The organism is Ancylobacter gelatini (genome assembly GCF_022601675.1).
In the GTDB taxonomy this organism is placed as follows: Bacteria; Pseudomonadota; Alphaproteobacteria; order Rhizobiales; family Xanthobacteraceae; genus Ancylobacter; species Ancylobacter gelatini.
Map to the genome: position 1 here is coordinate 127,868 of NZ_JAKVIL010000008.1, position 17,251 is coordinate 145,118.

The following is a 17,251-nucleotide window of genomic DNA, read 5'->3' on the forward strand; positions in this document are numbered from 1 at the left end:
AGGGAAGGAGATTGCTGCCATGCCCCAACTGAGCCCCTCCTTTCACCTGCTGCGCCGTATCGGCTGGCGGACGGTCCCGCCCCACAGCCCCGTCGCGGAGCCGGCGCGCGCCACCATCGCCGACGCGCCATCGGCAGGCACATGGCGAGACGATGCGCGGCGGGACGATGGGCCTATGCCGGATGCGGAGGGCTGGCTGCCGATCCGATGGTTCGCGCCGTCGCTCGACGCCTGCGGGTGCAGCGGCGACTACTGGATCCGCAGCGGGGCGACCCAATTGCTGGCCTTCTATTGCGACCGGGAATTCGACGGCAAGCCGGCCGGCTGGTTCGACCGTTATGGCGAGCCGGCGGGCATGGTGCCGGACAGCTTCCGCCCGGCGGAGGACTGAGCCGCCCGCGTTCAGCGCTGACCGGTGGGCAGGAACACGCGCACGCAGGTATGGACCGCCCCGGCCACGAAGGCGACCTCGCCGCCATGATTGCGCGCCACCTGCCGGACGATGGCGAGGCCGAGCCCGGTGCCGCTGGAGGCCGGGTTGCCCTTCCTGAACCGGGTGAAGAGCGCGTCGTCAATGACGGCCGTGCCCTCATCCTCGATCTCGACCACGAAGCCATGCGCTGGCGTGTGCACCGGCTGCACCCGGACCGCGATCCGCCCGCGCCCGTGATGCAGCGCGTTCTCGATCAGGTTGCGGAACATGTCGCGCAGGTCGTCGGGCTGGCCGCGCAGATGCGCTTCCGTGGGCTCGACAATATCGATGGTCCGGCCCGCCTGCTCGACCAGCGGCAGCACCATCGCCGCCGCCTCGCGCACGATGCGTGAGAGGTTCACCAGCGTGGTGCCGACGGGGCTGGCATCATGCTCCGCGCTTTCCTTGCGCGCGAGGTCGAGCAACTGGTTGACCAGCTTGTTCAGCGTCGCGATCTCGTGTTCCAGCCTCGGCCAGTCGACCACCCCGGTCATGCGGCCCTGCTGGAGCCGCAGGTTGAGCACGGCCAGCGGGGTGCGCAGTTCATGCGCGGCATCGGCGGTGAGACGCTTCTCGACCGCATAGGCCCGCGCCAGACGCTCCACCGCCCCGTTCGCGGCGTCGGCGAGCGGGCGGATCTCGTCCGGCAGCCCTTCCACCGCGATGCGGCCGGACGCATTGCCCGGCCCGATCGCCATCGCCTCCTCGGAGGCCCGCGCCACCGGGCGCAGGCTCCATTGCGTGATCTGCCAGATGATCAGCAGCGAGAGCAGGACGAACGGCACCATGACGATGAAGAAGCCTTCCAGCTCCTCCTCGATCAGCGTGAAGGCCAGCGCGTCCTCGTCGGGCTTGGCGCGGCCCACGACCAGCGTGTCGCCCTGATTGATCCGCACCGAGAGCGCCGCGACCTGCCCCGGCTCGGCATCGATGAACCGCATCTCGCTATAGCCGCCGGTCGCGGGCGCCTCGACCAGCGGGAGGTCCAGGGTGAGGTTGGGCGAGCGCAGCATGCCGCGGCCGGCGGGATCGAAGACCGTGTAGAACGAGGTCGATTCCGCGCCCTGATAGAGCCGGGCGAGCATGGGCGGCAGGTGGAAGGCGATGGTGCCGTCGGCGGAAGCCGTCATGCCGGCGGTGAGTTCGCGCGCCTGGCTCTGCAGCGTGCGCTCGTCCAGCGCGGCGCCGACCGCATAGGCCTCGAAATAGTAATAGACCATCGCCCCGCCGAGGCCGAGCAGGAAGGTGAGCGACATCGCCGCCACCAGCCGGCGGCGCAGGCTGTAGCTACGCCTCATTCTCGCCTCCCAGGGCCAGACGGTAGCCGATGCCGCGCACCGTGTTCACCACCACGCCGGACCTGGCGGCGGCGAGCTTCTTGCGCAGCCGCGACACCGCCGCCTCGATGGCATTGGCCGTGACCTCGCGATCGATCGAATAGAGGCGATCCTCCAGCGCGTCCTTCACCACCACGCGGCCGGAGGCGCGCAGCAGTTCCTCCAGCAGCGCCAGTTCACGGCGGGCGAACTCGACCGGCACGCCGTCGACCCGCACCTCGCGCGACAGCGTGTCGAAGGACAGGCCACCGAAGCTGTGCGTGACCGCGCCGCGCTGGCCGGGACGGCGCAGCACAACGCGCAGCCGCGCCTCCAGCTCCACCAGCTCGAACGGCTTGACGATGTAGTCGTCGGCCCCGGAATTGAGGCCGCTCAACCGGCTCTCCAGACTGTCGCGCGCGGTCACGATGAGGGCCGGCAGGCGGTCGGCGGTGCGGGCGCGGACCTGGCGCAGCACCTCCATGCCGTCAATGTCCGGCAGGCCGAGGTCCATCACCATGGCGTCATAGGCGCTGGTCGCCACCGCCGCGAGCGCCTCGTCGCCGGTGCCGACCGCATCGACCACGAACCCGCTGCGGGTCAGGTGGTCGGCGATGATCTCGCGCATGGAGGGATGGTCTTCGAGCAGAAGGATCTTCATGGGACTGCCACAGGCCGGCAAAACGCGCCGCCGCCAATCTATCGCGGGGCGCGCCGGGCCGATAGCAAGGCCGGATGGTTTTCCACCCGCGACGCCCCGCCCCTTTCGCAACCGCGAAAAAGGCTCTAGAGCCTGATCCGACCAGATTGAATCAATCTGATCGGTGAATCAGTCTCTAATATGCTCACAGAGAACGCGTTATCCGATCAGATTGTCTTCAATCTGATCGGCGCGTGCTCTATGTGCGCGGCACCATTGCCTTGAGGTCTCCCGCGCATGATCCGTCTCGACAATATCGGCAAGCAGAACGGCAAGCAGCTCGTCTTCATCGAAGCGTCCGCCGCGCTGCTGAAAGGCGAGAAGATCGGGCTGGTCGGGCCGAACGGCGCCGGCAAGACCACGCTGTTCCGGCTGATCACCGGCGAGGAGGCGCCCGACGAGGGGCAGGTCTCGACCGATCGCGGCATTACCATCGGCTATTTCAGCCAGGATGTCGGCGAGGCCTCCGGCCGCTCGGTGCTGGCCGAGGTGATGGACGGCGCCGGCCCGGTGAGCGCGATCGCCGCCGAGCTGCGCGAGCTGGAAGCCGCCATGGTCGATCCCGACCGCGCCGACGAGATGGACGCCGTCATCGAGCGCTATGGCGAAGTACAGGCCCGCTTCGAGGAACTGGACGGCTATTCGCTGGAGGGCCGCGCCTCCGAGGTGCTGGCCGGGCTCGGCTTCTCCCAGGAGATGATCGAGGGCGATGTCGGCAAGCTCTCGGGCGGCTGGAAGATGCGCGTCGCGCTCGCCCGCATCCTGCTCATGCGCCCGGACGTGATGCTGCTCGACGAGCCGTCCAACCATCTCGACCTCGAAAGCCTGATCTGGCTGGAAAGCTTCCTCAAGGGCTATGACGGCGCGCTGATGATGACCTCGCATGACCGCGAGTTCATGAACCGCATCGTCAACAAGATCATCGAGATCGATGCCGGCGCGCTGACCTCCTATTCCGGCGACTACGAGTTCTATGCCCAGCAGCGCGCGCTGACCGACAAGCAGCAGCAGGCGCAGTTCGAGCGCCAGCAGGCCATGCTGGCCAAGGAGATCGCCTTCATCGAGCGCTTCAAGGCGCGCGCCTCGCATGCCGCGCAGGTGCAGAGCCGGGTCAAGAAGCTCGACAAGATCGAGCGCGTGGAGCCGCCGCGCCGGCGCCAGACCGTGGCGTTCGAGTTCCAGCCCGCCCCGCGTTCCGGCGAGGACGTGGTGAGCATCAAGAACCTGCATAAGAGCTACGGCGCGCGCACCATCTATGACGGGTTCGACTTCCATGTCCGCCGCCGCGAGCGCTGGTGCATCATGGGCGTCAACGGCGCGGGCAAGTCGACCCTGCTCAAGCTGGTGGCCGGCGCGGCGGAGCCGGATGCCGGCTCGGTGGCGGTCGGCGGCAGCGTGAAGATGGCCTATTTCGCCCAGCACGCCATGGAGGTGCTGGACGGCGAGCGCACCGTGTTCCAGTCGCTGGAGGACGCGTTCCCGCAGGCGGCGCAGGGTTCCCTGCGCGCGCTGGCCGGCGCCTTCGGCTTTTCCGGAGATGACGTGGAGAAGCGCTGCCGCGTGCTCTCCGGCGGCGAGAAGGCGCGCCTCGTCATGGCCAAGATGCTGTTCGATCCGCCGAACTTCCTGGTGCTCGACGAGCCGACCAACCATCTCGACATGACCACCAAGGAAATGCTGATCGGCGCCCTGGCGAATTTCGAGGGCACGATGCTGTTCGTCAGCCATGACCGGCATTTCCTCGCCGCGCTGTCGAACCGGGTGCTGGAAGTCACGCCCGAGGGCATCCACCAATATGGCGGCGGCTACAGCGAATATGTCGCCCGCACCGGACGCGAAGCCCCCGGCCTGCGAAGCTGAGCCGCCGGACTTCGCCCCCTCCACCTGTCTGACGCCATCGCGCGGCCTGTCGCACAGACGGGTCGCGCGCCGTGTTTTTGCGCGTCGCGCTGCCCTGTAAAGGGCAACACCCGACAAGAGGCGCATGCACGGCTTTTGTCCATGCCTATAAAACGCGCGGAATCCGTATTGACGCCAAAGCTGGCCGAAACTATCATGATTAAACGTTTAATTATCCGCGTGCAGCCGTTTACGTCACCCGACCCGTGGAGACTTCGATGCCGGCCGAAACCGTTCTGAGCGCTGCGCCCGCCGATGCCGCGACCCCCGCCCGGTGGCCGGCCGGCGCCGCCTACATGGACGGGGCCTACATGCCGGTGTCCGAGGCGCGCATCCCGGTCACCGACTGGGGCTTTCGGCGCTCGGACGTGACCTATGACGTGGTGAGCGTGTGGGACGGCAGCTTCTTCCGCCTCGACGACCATCTGCGCCGCTTCCGCGCCTCGATGGAGTCGATGCGCCTCAAGCCGAAGGAGAGCGACGACGAGATCCGCGCCATCCTGCACCGCCTCGTCGCGCTGTCCGGCCTGAAGAACGCCTATGTCGCGATGGACTGCCTGCGCGGGCGCCCGCAACCGGGGATGAAGTATCACCCGGTCAACGCCCGCAACTATCTCAGCGCCTATGCCGTGCCCTTCGTCTGGCTGATGGCGCCGGAGATCGTGGACCGCGGCGCCCACATGATCGTCGCCTCGACCCCGCGCATCCCGCAGTCGAGCGTCGACGCCCGCGCCAAGAATTTCCACTGGGCGGACATGACCGCGGGCCTGTTCGAGGCCCATGACCAGGGCGCGGACAACCCGATCCTGCTCGACCATGACGGCAACGTCACCGAGGGGCCGGGCTTCAACGTGTTCTGCGTCACCGATGGCGTGGTCTCCACCCCGGCGACCAATGTGCTCGAAGGCATTACCCGCCTGTCGGTCATCGACCTGTGCGCCGAGCTGGGCATTCCCTGCGAGATCCGCACCGTGCCGCTGGCGGAACTGCGCGACGCCGACGAGGTGTTCCTCTCCACCACGGCCGGCGGCGTCGTTGGCGTGACCCGGCTCGACGGCCGCATTCTCGGCAATGACCGCCCCGGCGCGCTCACCCAGCGCCTGCGCGAGACCTACTGGGCCAGGCGCGCGGCCGGGTGGAATGCCGAGCCGGTGAATTACGACCTTCCCTCTGAAGACTGACCCCCTCCCTATCCCCCGCTTCACCCGAAGGATTGGCCATGCGTGAACGTGCTCGTGACGTATTGAAGAGGCTTGCGCTGTGCGCGGGCGTGTCGGCGGCGCTTGCCGTGACGACCGCCGGCGCCATGGCGCAAAGCTCGCTGCCGGCCCCCGGCCCGACGGTCGAGGCGATCAAGAAGCGCGGCGAACTCATCTGCGGCGTCGATGCCGGCATTCCCGGTTTCGCGTTCCAGGACTCCGCCGGCAAGTGGAAGGGCTTCGACGTCGCCTATTGCCGCGCCATCGCGGCCGCCGTGCTGGGCGATCCGGAGAAGGTGAAATATGTCGGCCTGACCGCCAAGGTGCGCTTCACCGTGCTGCAGGCCGGCGAGATCGACGTGCTGATCCGCGACAGCACGCTCACCTTCTCCCGCGACGTCCAGCTCGGCCTTACCGAGGTCGCGATCAACTTCTACGCCGGCCAGGGCTTCATGGTGCGCAAGAGCCTCGGCGTGAAGGAGGCCAGCGAACTCAACGGCGCCACGCTGTGCATGGTCACCGGCGCGACGCTGGAACTCAACATCGCCGACTATGCCCGCGCCAAGGGCGTGACCATCAACTCGCTGCTGTTCGAGAAGACCGAGGAAGCCTTCGCCGCCGCCGAGGCCGGCCGCTGCGACGGCTACACCGACGACACCGGCTCGCTCGCCGCCGCCCGCTCCACCATGAAGGTGCCGGACGACTGGGTGATCCTCTCGACCGTCATCTCCAAGGAGCCGCTCGGCATTCATGTGCGCGACGGCGACGAGCGCTGGCGCGACGTCACCTTCTGGGTCGACGCGGCCCTCAAGGAAGCCGAGGAGTCCGGCGTGACCAAGGCCAATGCCGACGATCTGAAGACCACCTCGAAGAACCCCTTCGTGATGCGCCTGCTCGGCTCGGAGGGCGATTTCGGCAAGCTGCTCGGCCTCGACCCGGAATGGGCGCTGCGCGCGATCAAGGCCGACGGCAATTACGCCGAGATCTACGACGCCTATTTCGGACCCAAGGCCCTCGGCCTGCCGCGCGCCCTCAACAATCTGTGGACCAATGGCGGCCTGCACTACCCGCTGCCGTTCCGTTGATCGGATCGGGCGCGTCACGTCATGAAGGACAGCAGTACCGGGCTCTGGCCGATGAAGAACGCGCACGCCCTGCTCTGGCAGGGCGTGCTGCTCCTGGCCACCGGGCTGCTGGCCCTCTGGTTCGGCGGCAATGCCGCCGAGCATCTCGCCCGTCGCGGCATGAGCCTCGACTTCGGCTTTCTCGGGCAGACCGCGGGCTTTGACATCCCGTTCCACATCCTGCCCTTCGCCTCCACCGACACCTATCTCAAGGCCCTCGGCATCGCCTTCCTGAACACGGTTCTGGTCGCGGTGCTCGGCATCCTCGCCGCCTCCGCTCTCGGCCTGACGCTGGGCATCATGCGGCTCTCGGCCAACTGGCTGGTGCGCAACACCGCCGGCGTCATCGTCGAGGTGGTGCGCAACACGCCGCAACTGCTTCAGATCGTGTTCTGGTATGTCGGCGTACTTCAGGTGCTGCCGCAGGCGCGCCAGAGCCTCTCGCTGGCCGATACCGTTTTCCTCAACATTCGCGGGCTGTTCGTGCCCGCCCCGCTCGCCTCGCCCGCCACGCTCCCGCTGCTGGCGGCATTGGTGCTCGCTCTCGTCGCCGTGCCGCTGATCCGCCATCGCCTGCCGGATGCGCGCGGCCGGACCCGCTGGCTGTGGCTGGTGCCGCCGGCGCTGCTCGCCGCACTCATCGCCACGCTGGACGGCTGGAGCGTGCCGAAGCTGCAGGGCTTCAACTTTTCCGGCGGCATCACCCTGCCGCCCGAGCTGGTCGCGCTGTGGGCGGGCCTCACCCTCTACACCGCCGCCTTCATCGCCGAGATCGTGCGGGCCTCGATCGCCGGCGTCGGCAAGGGCCAGACCGAGGCGGCGCGCAGTCTCGGGCTGAAACCCTGGCTGACGCTGCGCCTCGTCGTGCTGCCTCAGGCGCTGCGGGTGATGATCCCGCAGGTGACCAGCCAGTACCTGAACCTGATCAAGAGTTCCTCGCTCGGTGCCGCCATCGCCTATCCCGAGATCGTGCAGATCTTCGCCGGCACGGTGCTGAACCAGTCGGGCCGCGCCATCGAGGTGATGGTCATCGTCATGCTGGTGTTCCTCGCCGTGAACCTCGCCGCCTCCGCGGCGCTGGAGCGGGTGAACGCCGCCACCGCGCTGAAGGAGCGCTGATCCATGACCGAGCGCCTTCGTTCCTGGATCCACGCCAACCTGTTCAGTTCGCGGCTCAACGGCTTCCTCACGCTGGTGATGCTGGCGCTGCTCGCCCTGACGCTGCCGCCGCTGCTGCGCTGGGCGTTTCTCGACGCGGTCTATGCCGGGGCCGACCGTTCGGTGTGCGGGGCCGGGGCGTGCTGGGCGTTCATCGATGCCCGGTTCGACCAGTTCTTCTATGGCCGCTATGCCCCCTCCGAGCGCTGGCGCATCAACCTCGCGGCGCTGGTGCTGGCGCTGTTTGCGGCGGGGGCGATGTGGCCGCGCAATCCCCGTCGCACGGAATGCGTGATCCTGCTGGTCACGCTGTGCCCACTGATCGCCGGCGTGCTGCTGGTGGGCGGGGTGTTCGGCCTCAAACTGGTGCCGACCGACCAATGGGGCGGGCTGACGCTGAACGTGGTGCTCACCTATGCCACCACCGCCATCGCGCTGCCGCTCGGCGTGCTGCTGGCGCTGGGGCGGCGCTCGCGCCTGCCGGTGGTGCGCTGGCTGTCGATCGGCTTCATCGAGATCTGGCGCGGCGTGCCGCTGCTCACCGTGCTGTTCATGGCGACGGTGATGCTGCCGATGTTCCTGCCCGACGGGCTGACGCTCGACCGGCTGGTGCGCGCCATTCTCGGCCTGTCGCTGTTCGTCGCCGCCTATATGGCGGAGGTGGTGCGCGCCGGGCTCCAGGGCATTTCCAAGGGTCAGTACGAGGCCGCCGCCGGGCTCGGGCTCGGCTATTGGCGCGCGCACCGGCTGATCATCCTGCCACAGGCGTTCCGGCTGATCGTGCCGGGCATCGTCAACACGGTGATCGACCTGTTCAAGGACACGACGCTGGTCTCGATCATCGGCCTGTTCGACATTCTCGGCATTGTCGGCCAGTCGACCAAGGACCCGGCCTGGCTCGGCCTCGGGCGCGAGGGCTATGTGTTCGCGGCGTTCGTGTTCTTCGTGTGCTGCTTCTCGCTCTCGCTCTACAGCCAGAGCCTGGAACGCAAGATCGCCCGCAGCGGCGGCCACTGAGCGACGCTCAAGCAAAAGGGCCGGAACGGGGATGCCCGCTCCGGCCCTTGTCGTTTGAACGACGGTCTCTCAGGAAATGGCGGCGAGCGCGCCCTTCACCGCGTCCAGCGTGGCGTCGATCGCCGCGTCATCATGTTCGGCGCACAGGAACCAGGCGCCGCGCTCGGTGGTGCGCACGCCGCGCTCCAGAAGCGCGGTGGTGAACTTGACGTACAGCGCGCGGTCGAACTCGGCCATGCCGCGATAGTTCACCGGCTGCTCGTCCATGCCGAGCCCGACATAGAAGATCTGCGGGAAGCCCTTCACCCAGACCGGGAACCCCGCCGCGCGGCAGGCCGCCTCGATGCCCTGCATCAGTCGCGTGCCGCGCGCGGTCAGCCCTTCATAGAAGCCGGGCGCCTGCAGCAGCTTGAGCGTCGCCACCGTCGCGGCCATGGCGACCGGCTGGGCGTTGTAGGTGCCGCCATGCACCACGGTACCGCCGGCCAGCAGGTCCATGACCTCCGCCTTGCCCGCGAGCGCAGCCACCGGGAAGCCGTTGGCGATCGCCTTGGCGAAGGTCGCGAGGTCCGGCGTGACGCCGAAAAACTGCTGCGCCCCGCCCGGCGCGACGCGGAAGCCGGTGATCACCTCGTCGAAGATCAGGAGCGTGCCGGTCTGCGTGCACGCCTCGCGCACCGCTTCCAGATAGCCTTTGATCGGCAGGAGCGCGCCGGTGTTGCACATGGAGGCTTCCATGATCACCGCCGCGACATCGCCCCGCTTCAGCCGGGCCAGCAGGAATTCCGGCCGGTTCCACGACTGCACTTCCAGATGCTCGCCGGCCGGCAGGTCCAGCCCGAGACTGCCGGGCACGGCGATCGGGCCCTGCTCGGGGCCGGCACCGTCGAGCGGCGGGGAGACGCTCCACAGCACGCTGTCGGCCCAGCCATGATAATGCCCCTCGAACTTCAGGACGGTGCTGCGGCCGGTCGCGGCGCGGGCGAGGCGCAGGGCGAGTTGCACCACCTCGGTGCCCGACACCGCGAAGCGCACCCGCTCGGCGCAGGGCACCATCTCGCAGATCATCCGCGCCGCCTCGAATTCGAGCTCGGTCTGGCCGCTATAGAGCACGCCACGCTCAAGCTGTGCCTGCACCGCCGCGATGACTTCCGGCGGGCGATGGCCGATGATGATCGGGCCGAGGCCCATGTAATAGTCGATGATCTTGTTGCCATCGACGTCGTGAAGATACGGCCCGTCCGCGCGCTCGAACACCAGCGGCGTCGGCGAGACGCCAAGTCGCGCGAAGCTGCTCACCCCGCCGGGCATGTAGTTTTTGGCCTCGGCGATGAGCGCCCGCGAGCGCTCGAACGAATAATGCGGCATGGAAATTTCCTCTGGCGGCGGGGCGGTGGCGAACGACGCGCATCCCCGGCGCCGCTCCGCCGCCCGGGGTGCGAGACGATGGGCGGCGGCTCAGAGCACGCCGTATTTCGCGTAGACATCCGCGAGCTTCAGCCCCTCTTCGAGGTGCTGACGCGTCTGGTTCTCGCCATTGATCTTGGCGAGCGCGGCCGCGATCACCTCAAGGGCGATGTCGGCAGGGATCACCACCACGCCATCGACATCGCCGAACACCAGGTCGCCGGGATGGACCAGCACGCCGGCGCAGGCGACCGGAACGTCCTTGGCCATCATCTTGCCGCGCCCCTTGGAATCGAGCGGCCCGATGCCGCCATGGAACACCGGGAAGCCCATCTTGCGGATGTGCCGGACATCGCGCACCAGCCCGTCCGTCACGCAACCCGCCGCCCCGCGAATCCGCGCGGCGGTCGACAGCAATTCGCCCCAGGGCGCGATCCGCTCGGTCGGCCCGTCGCAGCCGAACACCGCCACGTCGCCGGGCCCGAGATCGTCGACCAGCGCGATTTCGATGTCATAGGGATTCTCGCCCTCGCCCACCGCATAGACGTTCATGTACAGCCCGGTGCGCGCCCGCCCGAACATCACCGCCTCCTCGTCGAGAGGACGGATGAACGGGCGCATCGCCTGCTCCCGGCGGCCGAAATCATCCAGAACGTCGGACAGCACACTGGAATATAATACCGTCTTGAGATGGGCGAAATCGATGTCGGTCACGGGCATCAGCGGGGCATTCCAGTGGCATGGGCGGTTGAAAACAAAAAGATTAAACGTTTAATCACGCTAGGCTTGTTTCCCGGACCCGTCAAGCGGCTAAATAGGACGGCCGATCAACCGGGAGTCGCCATGCCGTCTCGCCCCACGCTTCACACCGTTGCCGCTGCCGCGGAGGTTTCCATCGCCACGGTGTCGAAAGTGGTGAACGGCATCACGGCCGGGGTATCCGAGGCGACGCGCCTGCGGGTGGAGAACGCGATCCAGCAGCTCGGCTACCGGCCGAACCGGCTCGGGCGAGGCCTGCGCACCCTGCGCCATTCGGCGATCGGTATGGCGATCGTCGACCCCTCCCCCACCTTCCTCACCGATCCGTTCACCACCAATCTGGTGGCGGGCCTCGCCAATGTGCTCAGCCAGCACGGCTTCGGATTGCTGATCCAGGGGGTGAAGCCGGGCCAGCTCGAACAATCGCTGCTGGTCAAGCGCAGCGATGTCGACGGGCTGTGCACGCTGTGCTGCGGCACGCCGCGCGAGCGGCGCGCCATCGTCCGCCTGCTGGCAAGCCTCGGCCAGCCACTGGTGGCCTTTCAGGAAGCGCCGGATGCCGAGGTGCCCGACACCTGCTTCGTGCGTCAGGATGACCGGAGCGGCGGCGCGGCGCTCGGCCGGCGCATTCTGGCGCGGGGCTCGAAACGGGTCAGCCTGTTCATCGCCAATGTCACCTGGCCGGCGGTGGAGGAGCGCATTCTGGGGCTGCGCTCCGTGCTCGCGCCGGCGGGCGTGATGCTGAACATCACGACCTGCGACGACAGCCGCATCGACGACATCACGCGCGCCGTCGCCTCCCATATCGACCGCGAGGGCCTGCCGGACGCGCTGGTCGGGCAGAACGACCAGATCGCCCTCGCCGCGATGAAGCTGCTGAAGTCGCGCGGGCTCATCATCCCGCACGAGGTGACGGTCTACGGCTTCAACGGCTTTGCCTTCAGCGCCTTCGCCGACCCGAGCCTGACCACGATCCGGTCGCCGGCCTATGAGCTGGGCGTGGCGGGCGGCGAATTGCTGCTGGAGCGGCTGGATGCCGGCCGGTTCTCTGTCATGGAGCGCACGCTGCCGGTCACCTTCATTCCCGGCGAATCCGGCTGATGCCTAGGTATTTATACTTGCATTAAAATGATTGCAAATATTTGCAATTATTATACTCCTGAACGCGGCGGGAACGGACCTGCCGTCGATTTCGGGGGCTATGATCCATGACCCGCAATGTTGGAAATCTCGACCGCGCGCTGCGCGTGCTGCTCGGCCTTGCGCTGCTCTCGCTGCTCTTCCTGCTGGACGGCGATCTGCGCTGGCTCGGGCTGATCGGACTGGTGCCGCTGCTCACCGCCGCTCTCGGCACCTGCCCAGCCTATTCGATCCTCGGCCTGTCGACCTGCCCGCTCAAGGCCCGCAGGTGATCGTCGCCGGCTTCCTCCAGTAAGCTGCACGCGAACTGGGATGGATTCGATGACCGACACGCTCGCGAGCGAAATCGTACAGATGAAGGCACAGGTCGGCGAGGCCTCGGCCTTCCTGAAGACGCTGGCCAACCCCGACCGGCTGCTGGTCGCCTGCGCGCTGGTGGCCGGAGAGCGCTCGGTGCGCGAGCTGGAAGACACGCTCGGCATTCGCCAGCCGGGGCTGTCGCAGCAGCTCGCCGGGCTGCGCGAGGCCGGGCTGATCACCGGGCGCAAGGAGGGCAAGCAGGTGTTCTACCGGCTCGCCGATCCGCGCGTGGAAACCTTCATCACCACCATGCATGCGCTGTTCTGCGCGCCGGATACCGCGACGGCGGGCGCAGACGGGAGCCCGCCATGACCAGTTTTACCCCCCTCGCCTCCCTCATCGGCGGCATGCTGATCGGCCTTTCCGCCGTGCTGATGATGCTGCTCGAAGGGCGCATCGCCGGCATCAGCGGCATAGCGAGCCGGCTGCTGCCGCCTTATCGCGACGCCGGGCTTGCCGGGCGCCTCGCCTTCATCGCCGGCCTCATCGCCGCGCCCTTCATAGTGGCGGCCGCTACCGGACAGCCGGTGATGCAGACCGTCTCGGCGGATCCGGTGCTGATGGCCGCCGCCGGCCTGCTGGTCGGTTTCGGTTCGGTCTGGGGCTCGGGCTGCACCTCGGGCCATGGCGTGTGCGGGCTGGCGCGCCTCTCGCCACGCTCCGCCGTCGCCACCGCCGTGTTCATGGCGACGGGCTTCGCCACGGTGTTCGTCGTGCGCCATGTGCTGGGGAACTGAGCCATGACCCTCCTCGTCAATCTCGGCCTCGGCCTGCTGTTCGGCATCGGCCTCGTGGTGTCCGGCATGAGCGATCCCGCCAAGGTGCTGAACTTCCTGGACCTGTTCGGCACGTTCGACCCCTCGCTCGCCTTCGTCATGGGCGGGGCCGTGCTGGTCGCCTTCATCGGCTTCCGGCTGGTGCTGCGGCGCGAGGCGCCCGTGCTGGCGCCGCGTTTCCACCTGCCCACGCGCCGCGACATCGACGCTCGGCTCATCGTCGGCCCGGCGCTGTTCGGCATTGGCTGGGGGCTCGGCGGCTTCTGCCCCGGCCCGGCCTTCACCGCGCTGGGCCTCGGCGCGGCGGGAACACTGGTGTTCGTGCCGGCCATGCTGGCGGGCATGTGGGCGGCGCGCCGGCTCGGCGACGCGCAGGGCTGAGCCGCGCCATCACAAATCCTGGATGAACCCCACGGCGGGATTGGCCCCGCTTCCGAAATAGGCTACAGCACGAACAGTTATTTCAGAAATTACTGAAATTTCAGAAACGCCAATCAGCGCCCTCGGAGGGCATGGCCATGAACCTGCCGCCACTCATCCAGTCCTTCGTCCTGCATTTCGGGGAAATGGGCAGCCGCTGGGGCATTAACCGCACCGTCGGCCAGATCTACGCCCTGCTCTATGTCTCGCCCGAGCCGCTCTGCGCCGACGAGATCGTCGAGGCGCTCGGCATCTCCCGCTCCAACGTCTCCATGAGCCTGCGCGAATTGCAGACCTGGAACCTCGTCGTGCTCAAGCATCTGCCGAACGACCGGCGCGACTTCTTCACCACGCCGGACGATGTATGGCAGATCCTGCGCACGCTGGCGGAGGAGCGCAAGAAGCGCGAGGTCGACCCCACGCTGTCGGTGCTGCGCGAAATCCTGATGCAGCAGCCCGGCAGCGACACCGAGCGTTTCGCCCAGACCCGGATGGCGGAGATGCACGGCCTGATCGAGCAGCTCACCAACTGGTACGAGGACGTCAAGAAGCTGGAGACCGAGCGCCTCGCCAATCTGCTGAGCCTCGGCTCCAAGATCACCCGCCTGCTGGAAACCAAGGACCGCATCGTCTCGCTCGGCCGCCGCAAGGCCCCCGCGCGCGCCGCCTCGCGGCCGGAGGGCGGGGAAGACGGCGGCTGACGCGCCCGCCTCCCCGCGCGCCTTCGGATCACCGGAAACACCGGAACGCATCATGGAACTCGACGTCGTCGACCTCTCGCGCCTGCAATTTGCAATGACGGCGCTCTACCATTTCCTGTTCGTGCCGCTCACCCTCGGCCTCTCCGTGCTGCTGGCGGTGATGGAGACGGTCTATGTCATGACCGGCCGCCGCATCTGGCGGCAGATGACCAAGTTCTGGGGCACGCTGTTCGGCATCAATTTCGTGCTCGGCGTCTCCACCGGCCTCGTCATGGAATTCCAGTTCGGCATGAACTGGAGCTATTACAGCCATTATGTCGGCGACATCTTCGGCGCCCCGCTCGCCATTGAAGGGCTGATGGCGTTCTTCCTGGAGGCGACCTTCGTCGGCCTGTTCTTCTTCGGCTGGGACAAGCTTTCCAAGGTCGGCCACCTCATCGCCACCTGGGCGGTGGCGCTGGGCTCGAACTTCTCGGCGCTGTGGATCCTCATCGCCAATGGCTGGATGCAGAACCCGATCGGTTCGGCGTTCAACCCTCAGACCATGCGCATGGAGATCACCGATTTCTTCGCCGTGGTCACCAATCCGGTGGCGCAGGCCAAGTTCGTGCACACCGTCTCCGCCGGCTATGTCACCGCCGCGATCTTCGTTCTGGGCGTCTCGGCCTGGTATCTGCTCAAGGGCCGGCATGTCGAGATCGCCAAGCGCTCGATGACGGTCGCCGCCTCCTTCGGCCTCGCCGCGTCGCTCTCCGTGGTCGTGCTGGGCGACGAGAGCGGCTACCTCACCACCGAGCACCAGAAGATGAAGCTCGCGGCCATCGAGGCGATGTGGGAGACCGAGCCGGCGCCGGCGGCGTTCACCGTGTTCGGCCTGCCGAGCCAGCAGGACCGCGAGACCCATTACGCGGTGCAGATTCCCTGGGCGCTCGGCCTCATCGCCACCCGCTCGCTCGATACCGTGGTGCCCGGCATCACCGAGCTGGTCGCGCAGGCGGAGAAGCGCATCGAGAGCGGGCTCATCGCCTTCGACGCGCTGCAGAAGATCCGCGCGGCCGGCTCCAGCACCAACATTCCCGCCGAGGTCAAGCAGGCCTTCGAGGATCACGGCGCCGACCTCGGCTACGCCCTGCTGCTCAAGCGCCATGCCGACGATCCCCGCAACGCCACGCCGGAACAGATCGCGGCGGCGGCGTGGGACACGGTGCCCCATGTGCCGACGCTGTTCTGGTCGTTCCGCATCATGGTCGGGCTCGGCATGTTCTTCATCGCGCTGACCGCCACCTTCTTCTACCTCTCCGCCCGGCGCACCCTAGACCGCTACCGCCCGCTGCTCTGGGTGGCGGTGCTGGCGATCCCGCTGCCATGGATCGCGGCGGAACTGGGCTGGATCGTCGCGGAATTCGGCCGCCAGCCGTGGATCATCGAGGGCGTGCTGCCCACCGCCGCGGCGGTCTCCAGTCTCGGCGCCGGCACGGTGCTGATGACCATCATCGGCTTCGCCGCGCTCTACACCGTGCTGATCGTGATCGAGATGGCGCTGATGCTGCGCGCGATCCGCAAGGGCCCGGAGCCGGACGACGCGCCGGAGGCCACGCTGATCCCCGAAAACCTTGTCGCCGCGGAGTGAGACGATGATCCTTCACACCCTCATCGACTATGACACGCTGCGCGTCATCTGGTGGCTGCTGCTCGGCGTCCTGCTCATCGGCTTCGCGGTCATGGACGGCTTCGACCTCGGCACCGACATGCTGCTGCCCTTCGTCGCCCGCTGCGACATTGAGCGCCGGGTGGTGATCAATTCGATCGGCCCGGTCTGGGAAGGCAATCAGGTGTGGCTGATCCTCGGCGGCGGCGCGATCTTCGCCGCCTGGCCCCCGCTCTACGCGGTGTCGTTCTCCGGCTTCTACCTCGCCATGTTCGCGATCCTGTTCGCGCTGATCCTGCGCCCGGTCGGCTTCAAGTACCGCTCGAAGCGCGACAGCCGGCTGTGGCGCGCGAGCTGGGACTGGGCGCTGTTCATCGGCGGGTTGGTGCCGGCGCTGGTGATGGGCGTGGCGGTCGGCAATGTGCTGCAGGGCGTGCCGTTCCACCTGAACAACGACCTGCGCATCTTCTACGACGGCACCACGCTGATCGAGCTGCTCAACCCGTTCGGCCTGCTGTGCGGCCTGCTTTCGGTCGCGATGCTGGTGATGCATGGCGCCGGCTGGCTGGTGCTGAAGACCAGCGGCGAGGTCGCCGAACGCTCCCGCACCGCCGGCAGCGTCGCCGCCATGCTCACCATCGCGCTGTTCGCGCTCGGCGGGCTGTGGCTCGGGGCGGGCATCGACGGCTACGCCATCACCAGCCCGATCCTTGAGGGCGGCCCCTCCAACCCGCTCGCCAAGACCGTCGCGCTGGCGCCGGGCGCGTGGCTCGCGAACTACGACGCCCATCCCTGGATGCTCGCCGGCCCGGCGCTCGGCTTCGTCGGCGCGCTGGGCAGCCTCGCCCTGCTTCGGGCGCGGGTGGAACTCGGCGCGCTGCTCATGAGCGCGCTGTCGGTGTTCGGCATCATCGCGACCGTGGGCCTGTCGATGTTCCCGTTCATCCTGCCGTCCTCGGTCGATCCGCGCTCCAGCCTCACGGTGTGGGACGCCTCGTCGAGCCATCTCACCTTGTTCATCATGCTGGTCGCGACCGCGATCTTCCTGCCGATCATCGCCGCCTACACGACGTGGGTGTACCGCGTGCTGTGGGGCAAGGTGGAGCCGCGCGAGATCGAGCGCGACGGCAGCCACGCCTACTGAAGAAGGAGAAC

18 protein-coding genes are annotated in these 17,251 nt (G+C 67.7%); 14 read left to right on the plus strand and 4 right to left on the minus strand.

Going from position 1 to position 17,251, the window contains the following annotated elements; genetic code table 11:
- Positions 1-19: 19 nt before the first annotated feature.
- Positions 20-391 (plus strand): hypothetical protein, encoded by a 372-nt coding sequence (locus MKI84_RS14985; RefSeq protein ID WP_241620780.1) that lies wholly within the window; start codon positions 20-22, stop codon positions 389-391.
- 11 nt (positions 392-402) lie between these two features.
- On the opposite strand, the gene MKI84_RS14990 is transcribed toward MKI84_RS14985, so the two are convergent.
- Together MKI84_RS14990 and MKI84_RS14995 are read right to left on the minus strand one after the other, a co-directional pair.
- Complete coding sequence (locus MKI84_RS14990; protein ID WP_241620782.1) at positions 403-1,770, minus strand: sensor histidine kinase; 1,368 nt, start codon at positions 1,768-1,770, stop codon at positions 403-405.
- Positions 1,760-2,449, minus strand: coding sequence for a response regulator transcription factor (locus MKI84_RS14995; protein WP_241620784.1), 690 nt, complete (start codon positions 2,447-2,449; stop codon positions 1,760-1,762). Before MKI84_RS14995 ends, MKI84_RS14990 begins: the two co-directional genes overlap by 11 nt.
- 276 nt (positions 2,450-2,725) lie before the next feature.
- Here MKI84_RS14995 and MKI84_RS15000 point away from each other — a divergent pair, with 276 nt between their 5' ends.
- The 5 genes from MKI84_RS15000 to MKI84_RS15020 all read left to right on the plus strand — a co-directional run bounded on the left by MKI84_RS15000 (position 2,726) and on the right by MKI84_RS15020 (position 8,885).
- On the plus strand, positions 2,726-4,348 hold the full coding sequence (locus MKI84_RS15000; RefSeq protein WP_241620786.1) for an ABC-F family ATP-binding cassette domain-containing protein: 1,623 nt from the start codon (positions 2,726-2,728) through the stop codon (positions 4,346-4,348).
- A 257-nt stretch (positions 4,349-4,605) separates the two neighbouring features.
- Positions 4,606-5,568 carry an aminotransferase class IV gene (locus MKI84_RS15005; protein ID WP_241620788.1) on the plus strand — a complete coding sequence of 321 codons (963 nt, stop codon included), beginning with the start codon at positions 4,606-4,608 and terminating at the stop codon, positions 5,566-5,568.
- Positions 5,569-5,606: 38 nt separating this feature from the next.
- Positions 5,607-6,671 (plus strand): amino acid ABC transporter substrate-binding protein, encoded by a 1,065-nt coding sequence (locus tag MKI84_RS15010; protein WP_241620789.1) that lies wholly within the window; start codon positions 5,607-5,609, stop codon positions 6,669-6,671.
- 21 nt (positions 6,672-6,692) lie between these two features.
- The gene (locus MKI84_RS15015; RefSeq protein WP_241620790.1) at positions 6,693-7,829 is read left to right on the plus strand and encodes an amino acid ABC transporter permease; all 1,137 of its coding nucleotides are present in this window, start codon (positions 6,693-6,695) and stop codon (positions 7,827-7,829) included.
- 3 nt (positions 7,830-7,832) lie between these two features.
- Entirely contained in the window at positions 7,833-8,885 is a 1,053-nt protein-coding gene (locus tag MKI84_RS15020; RefSeq protein ID WP_241620792.1) for an amino acid ABC transporter permease, read from the plus strand.
- A gap of 69 nt (positions 8,886-8,954) precedes the next feature.
- Here MKI84_RS15020 and MKI84_RS15025 read toward each other — a convergent pair whose 3' ends face one another.
- Together MKI84_RS15025 and MKI84_RS15030 are read right to left on the minus strand one after the other, a co-directional pair.
- On the minus strand, positions 8,955-10,253 hold the full coding sequence (locus tag MKI84_RS15025) for an aspartate aminotransferase family protein (RefSeq protein WP_241620793.1): 1,299 nt from the start codon (positions 10,251-10,253) through the stop codon (positions 8,955-8,957).
- Between the two features lie 90 nt (positions 10,254-10,343).
- On the minus strand, positions 10,344-11,012 hold the full coding sequence (locus MKI84_RS15030; protein ID WP_241620795.1) for an RraA family protein: 669 nt from the start codon (positions 11,010-11,012) through the stop codon (positions 10,344-10,346).
- Between the two features lie 123 nt (positions 11,013-11,135).
- Between MKI84_RS15030 and MKI84_RS15035 the strand changes: the two genes are divergently transcribed.
- From MKI84_RS15035 to cydB, 8 genes are all read left to right on the plus strand, one after another.
- Positions 11,136-12,152 (plus strand): LacI family DNA-binding transcriptional regulator, encoded by a 1,017-nt coding sequence (locus MKI84_RS15035; protein WP_241620797.1) that lies wholly within the window; start codon positions 11,136-11,138, stop codon positions 12,150-12,152.
- Between the two features lie 107 nt (positions 12,153-12,259).
- Positions 12,260-12,463, plus strand: a complete 204-nt coding sequence (locus MKI84_RS15040) for a YgaP family membrane protein (protein ID WP_241620799.1) — start codon at positions 12,260-12,262, stop codon at positions 12,461-12,463.
- Positions 12,464-12,512: 49 nt separating this feature from the next.
- Positions 12,513-12,863, plus strand: coding sequence for an ArsR/SmtB family transcription factor (locus MKI84_RS15045; protein WP_241620801.1), 351 nt, complete (start codon positions 12,513-12,515; stop codon positions 12,861-12,863).
- Positions 12,860-13,288: a YeeE/YedE family protein gene (locus MKI84_RS15050; RefSeq protein ID WP_241620803.1), complete on the plus strand. Its 429-nt coding sequence runs from the start codon at positions 12,860-12,862 to the stop codon at positions 13,286-13,288. Before MKI84_RS15045 ends, MKI84_RS15050 begins: the two co-directional genes overlap by 4 nt.
- 3 nt (positions 13,289-13,291) lie before the next feature.
- Positions 13,292-13,708 carry a DUF6691 family protein gene (locus tag MKI84_RS15055; protein WP_241620804.1) on the plus strand — a complete coding sequence of 139 codons (417 nt, stop codon included), beginning with the start codon at positions 13,292-13,294 and terminating at the stop codon, positions 13,706-13,708.
- Between the two features lie 137 nt (positions 13,709-13,845).
- The gene (locus tag MKI84_RS15060; RefSeq protein ID WP_241620806.1) at positions 13,846-14,448 is read left to right on the plus strand and encodes a GbsR/MarR family transcriptional regulator; all 603 of its coding nucleotides are present in this window, start codon (positions 13,846-13,848) and stop codon (positions 14,446-14,448) included.
- 52 nt (positions 14,449-14,500) lie between these two features.
- On the plus strand, positions 14,501-16,078 hold the full coding sequence (locus MKI84_RS15065) for a cytochrome ubiquinol oxidase subunit I (protein ID WP_241620808.1): 1,578 nt from the start codon (positions 14,501-14,503) through the stop codon (positions 16,076-16,078).
- Between the two features lie 4 nt (positions 16,079-16,082).
- On the plus strand, positions 16,083-17,240 hold the full coding sequence (gene cydB / locus MKI84_RS15070) for a cytochrome d ubiquinol oxidase subunit II (protein WP_241620810.1): 1,158 nt from the start codon (positions 16,083-16,085) through the stop codon (positions 17,238-17,240).
- The last annotated feature ends 11 nt before the right edge of the window (positions 17,241-17,251 follow it).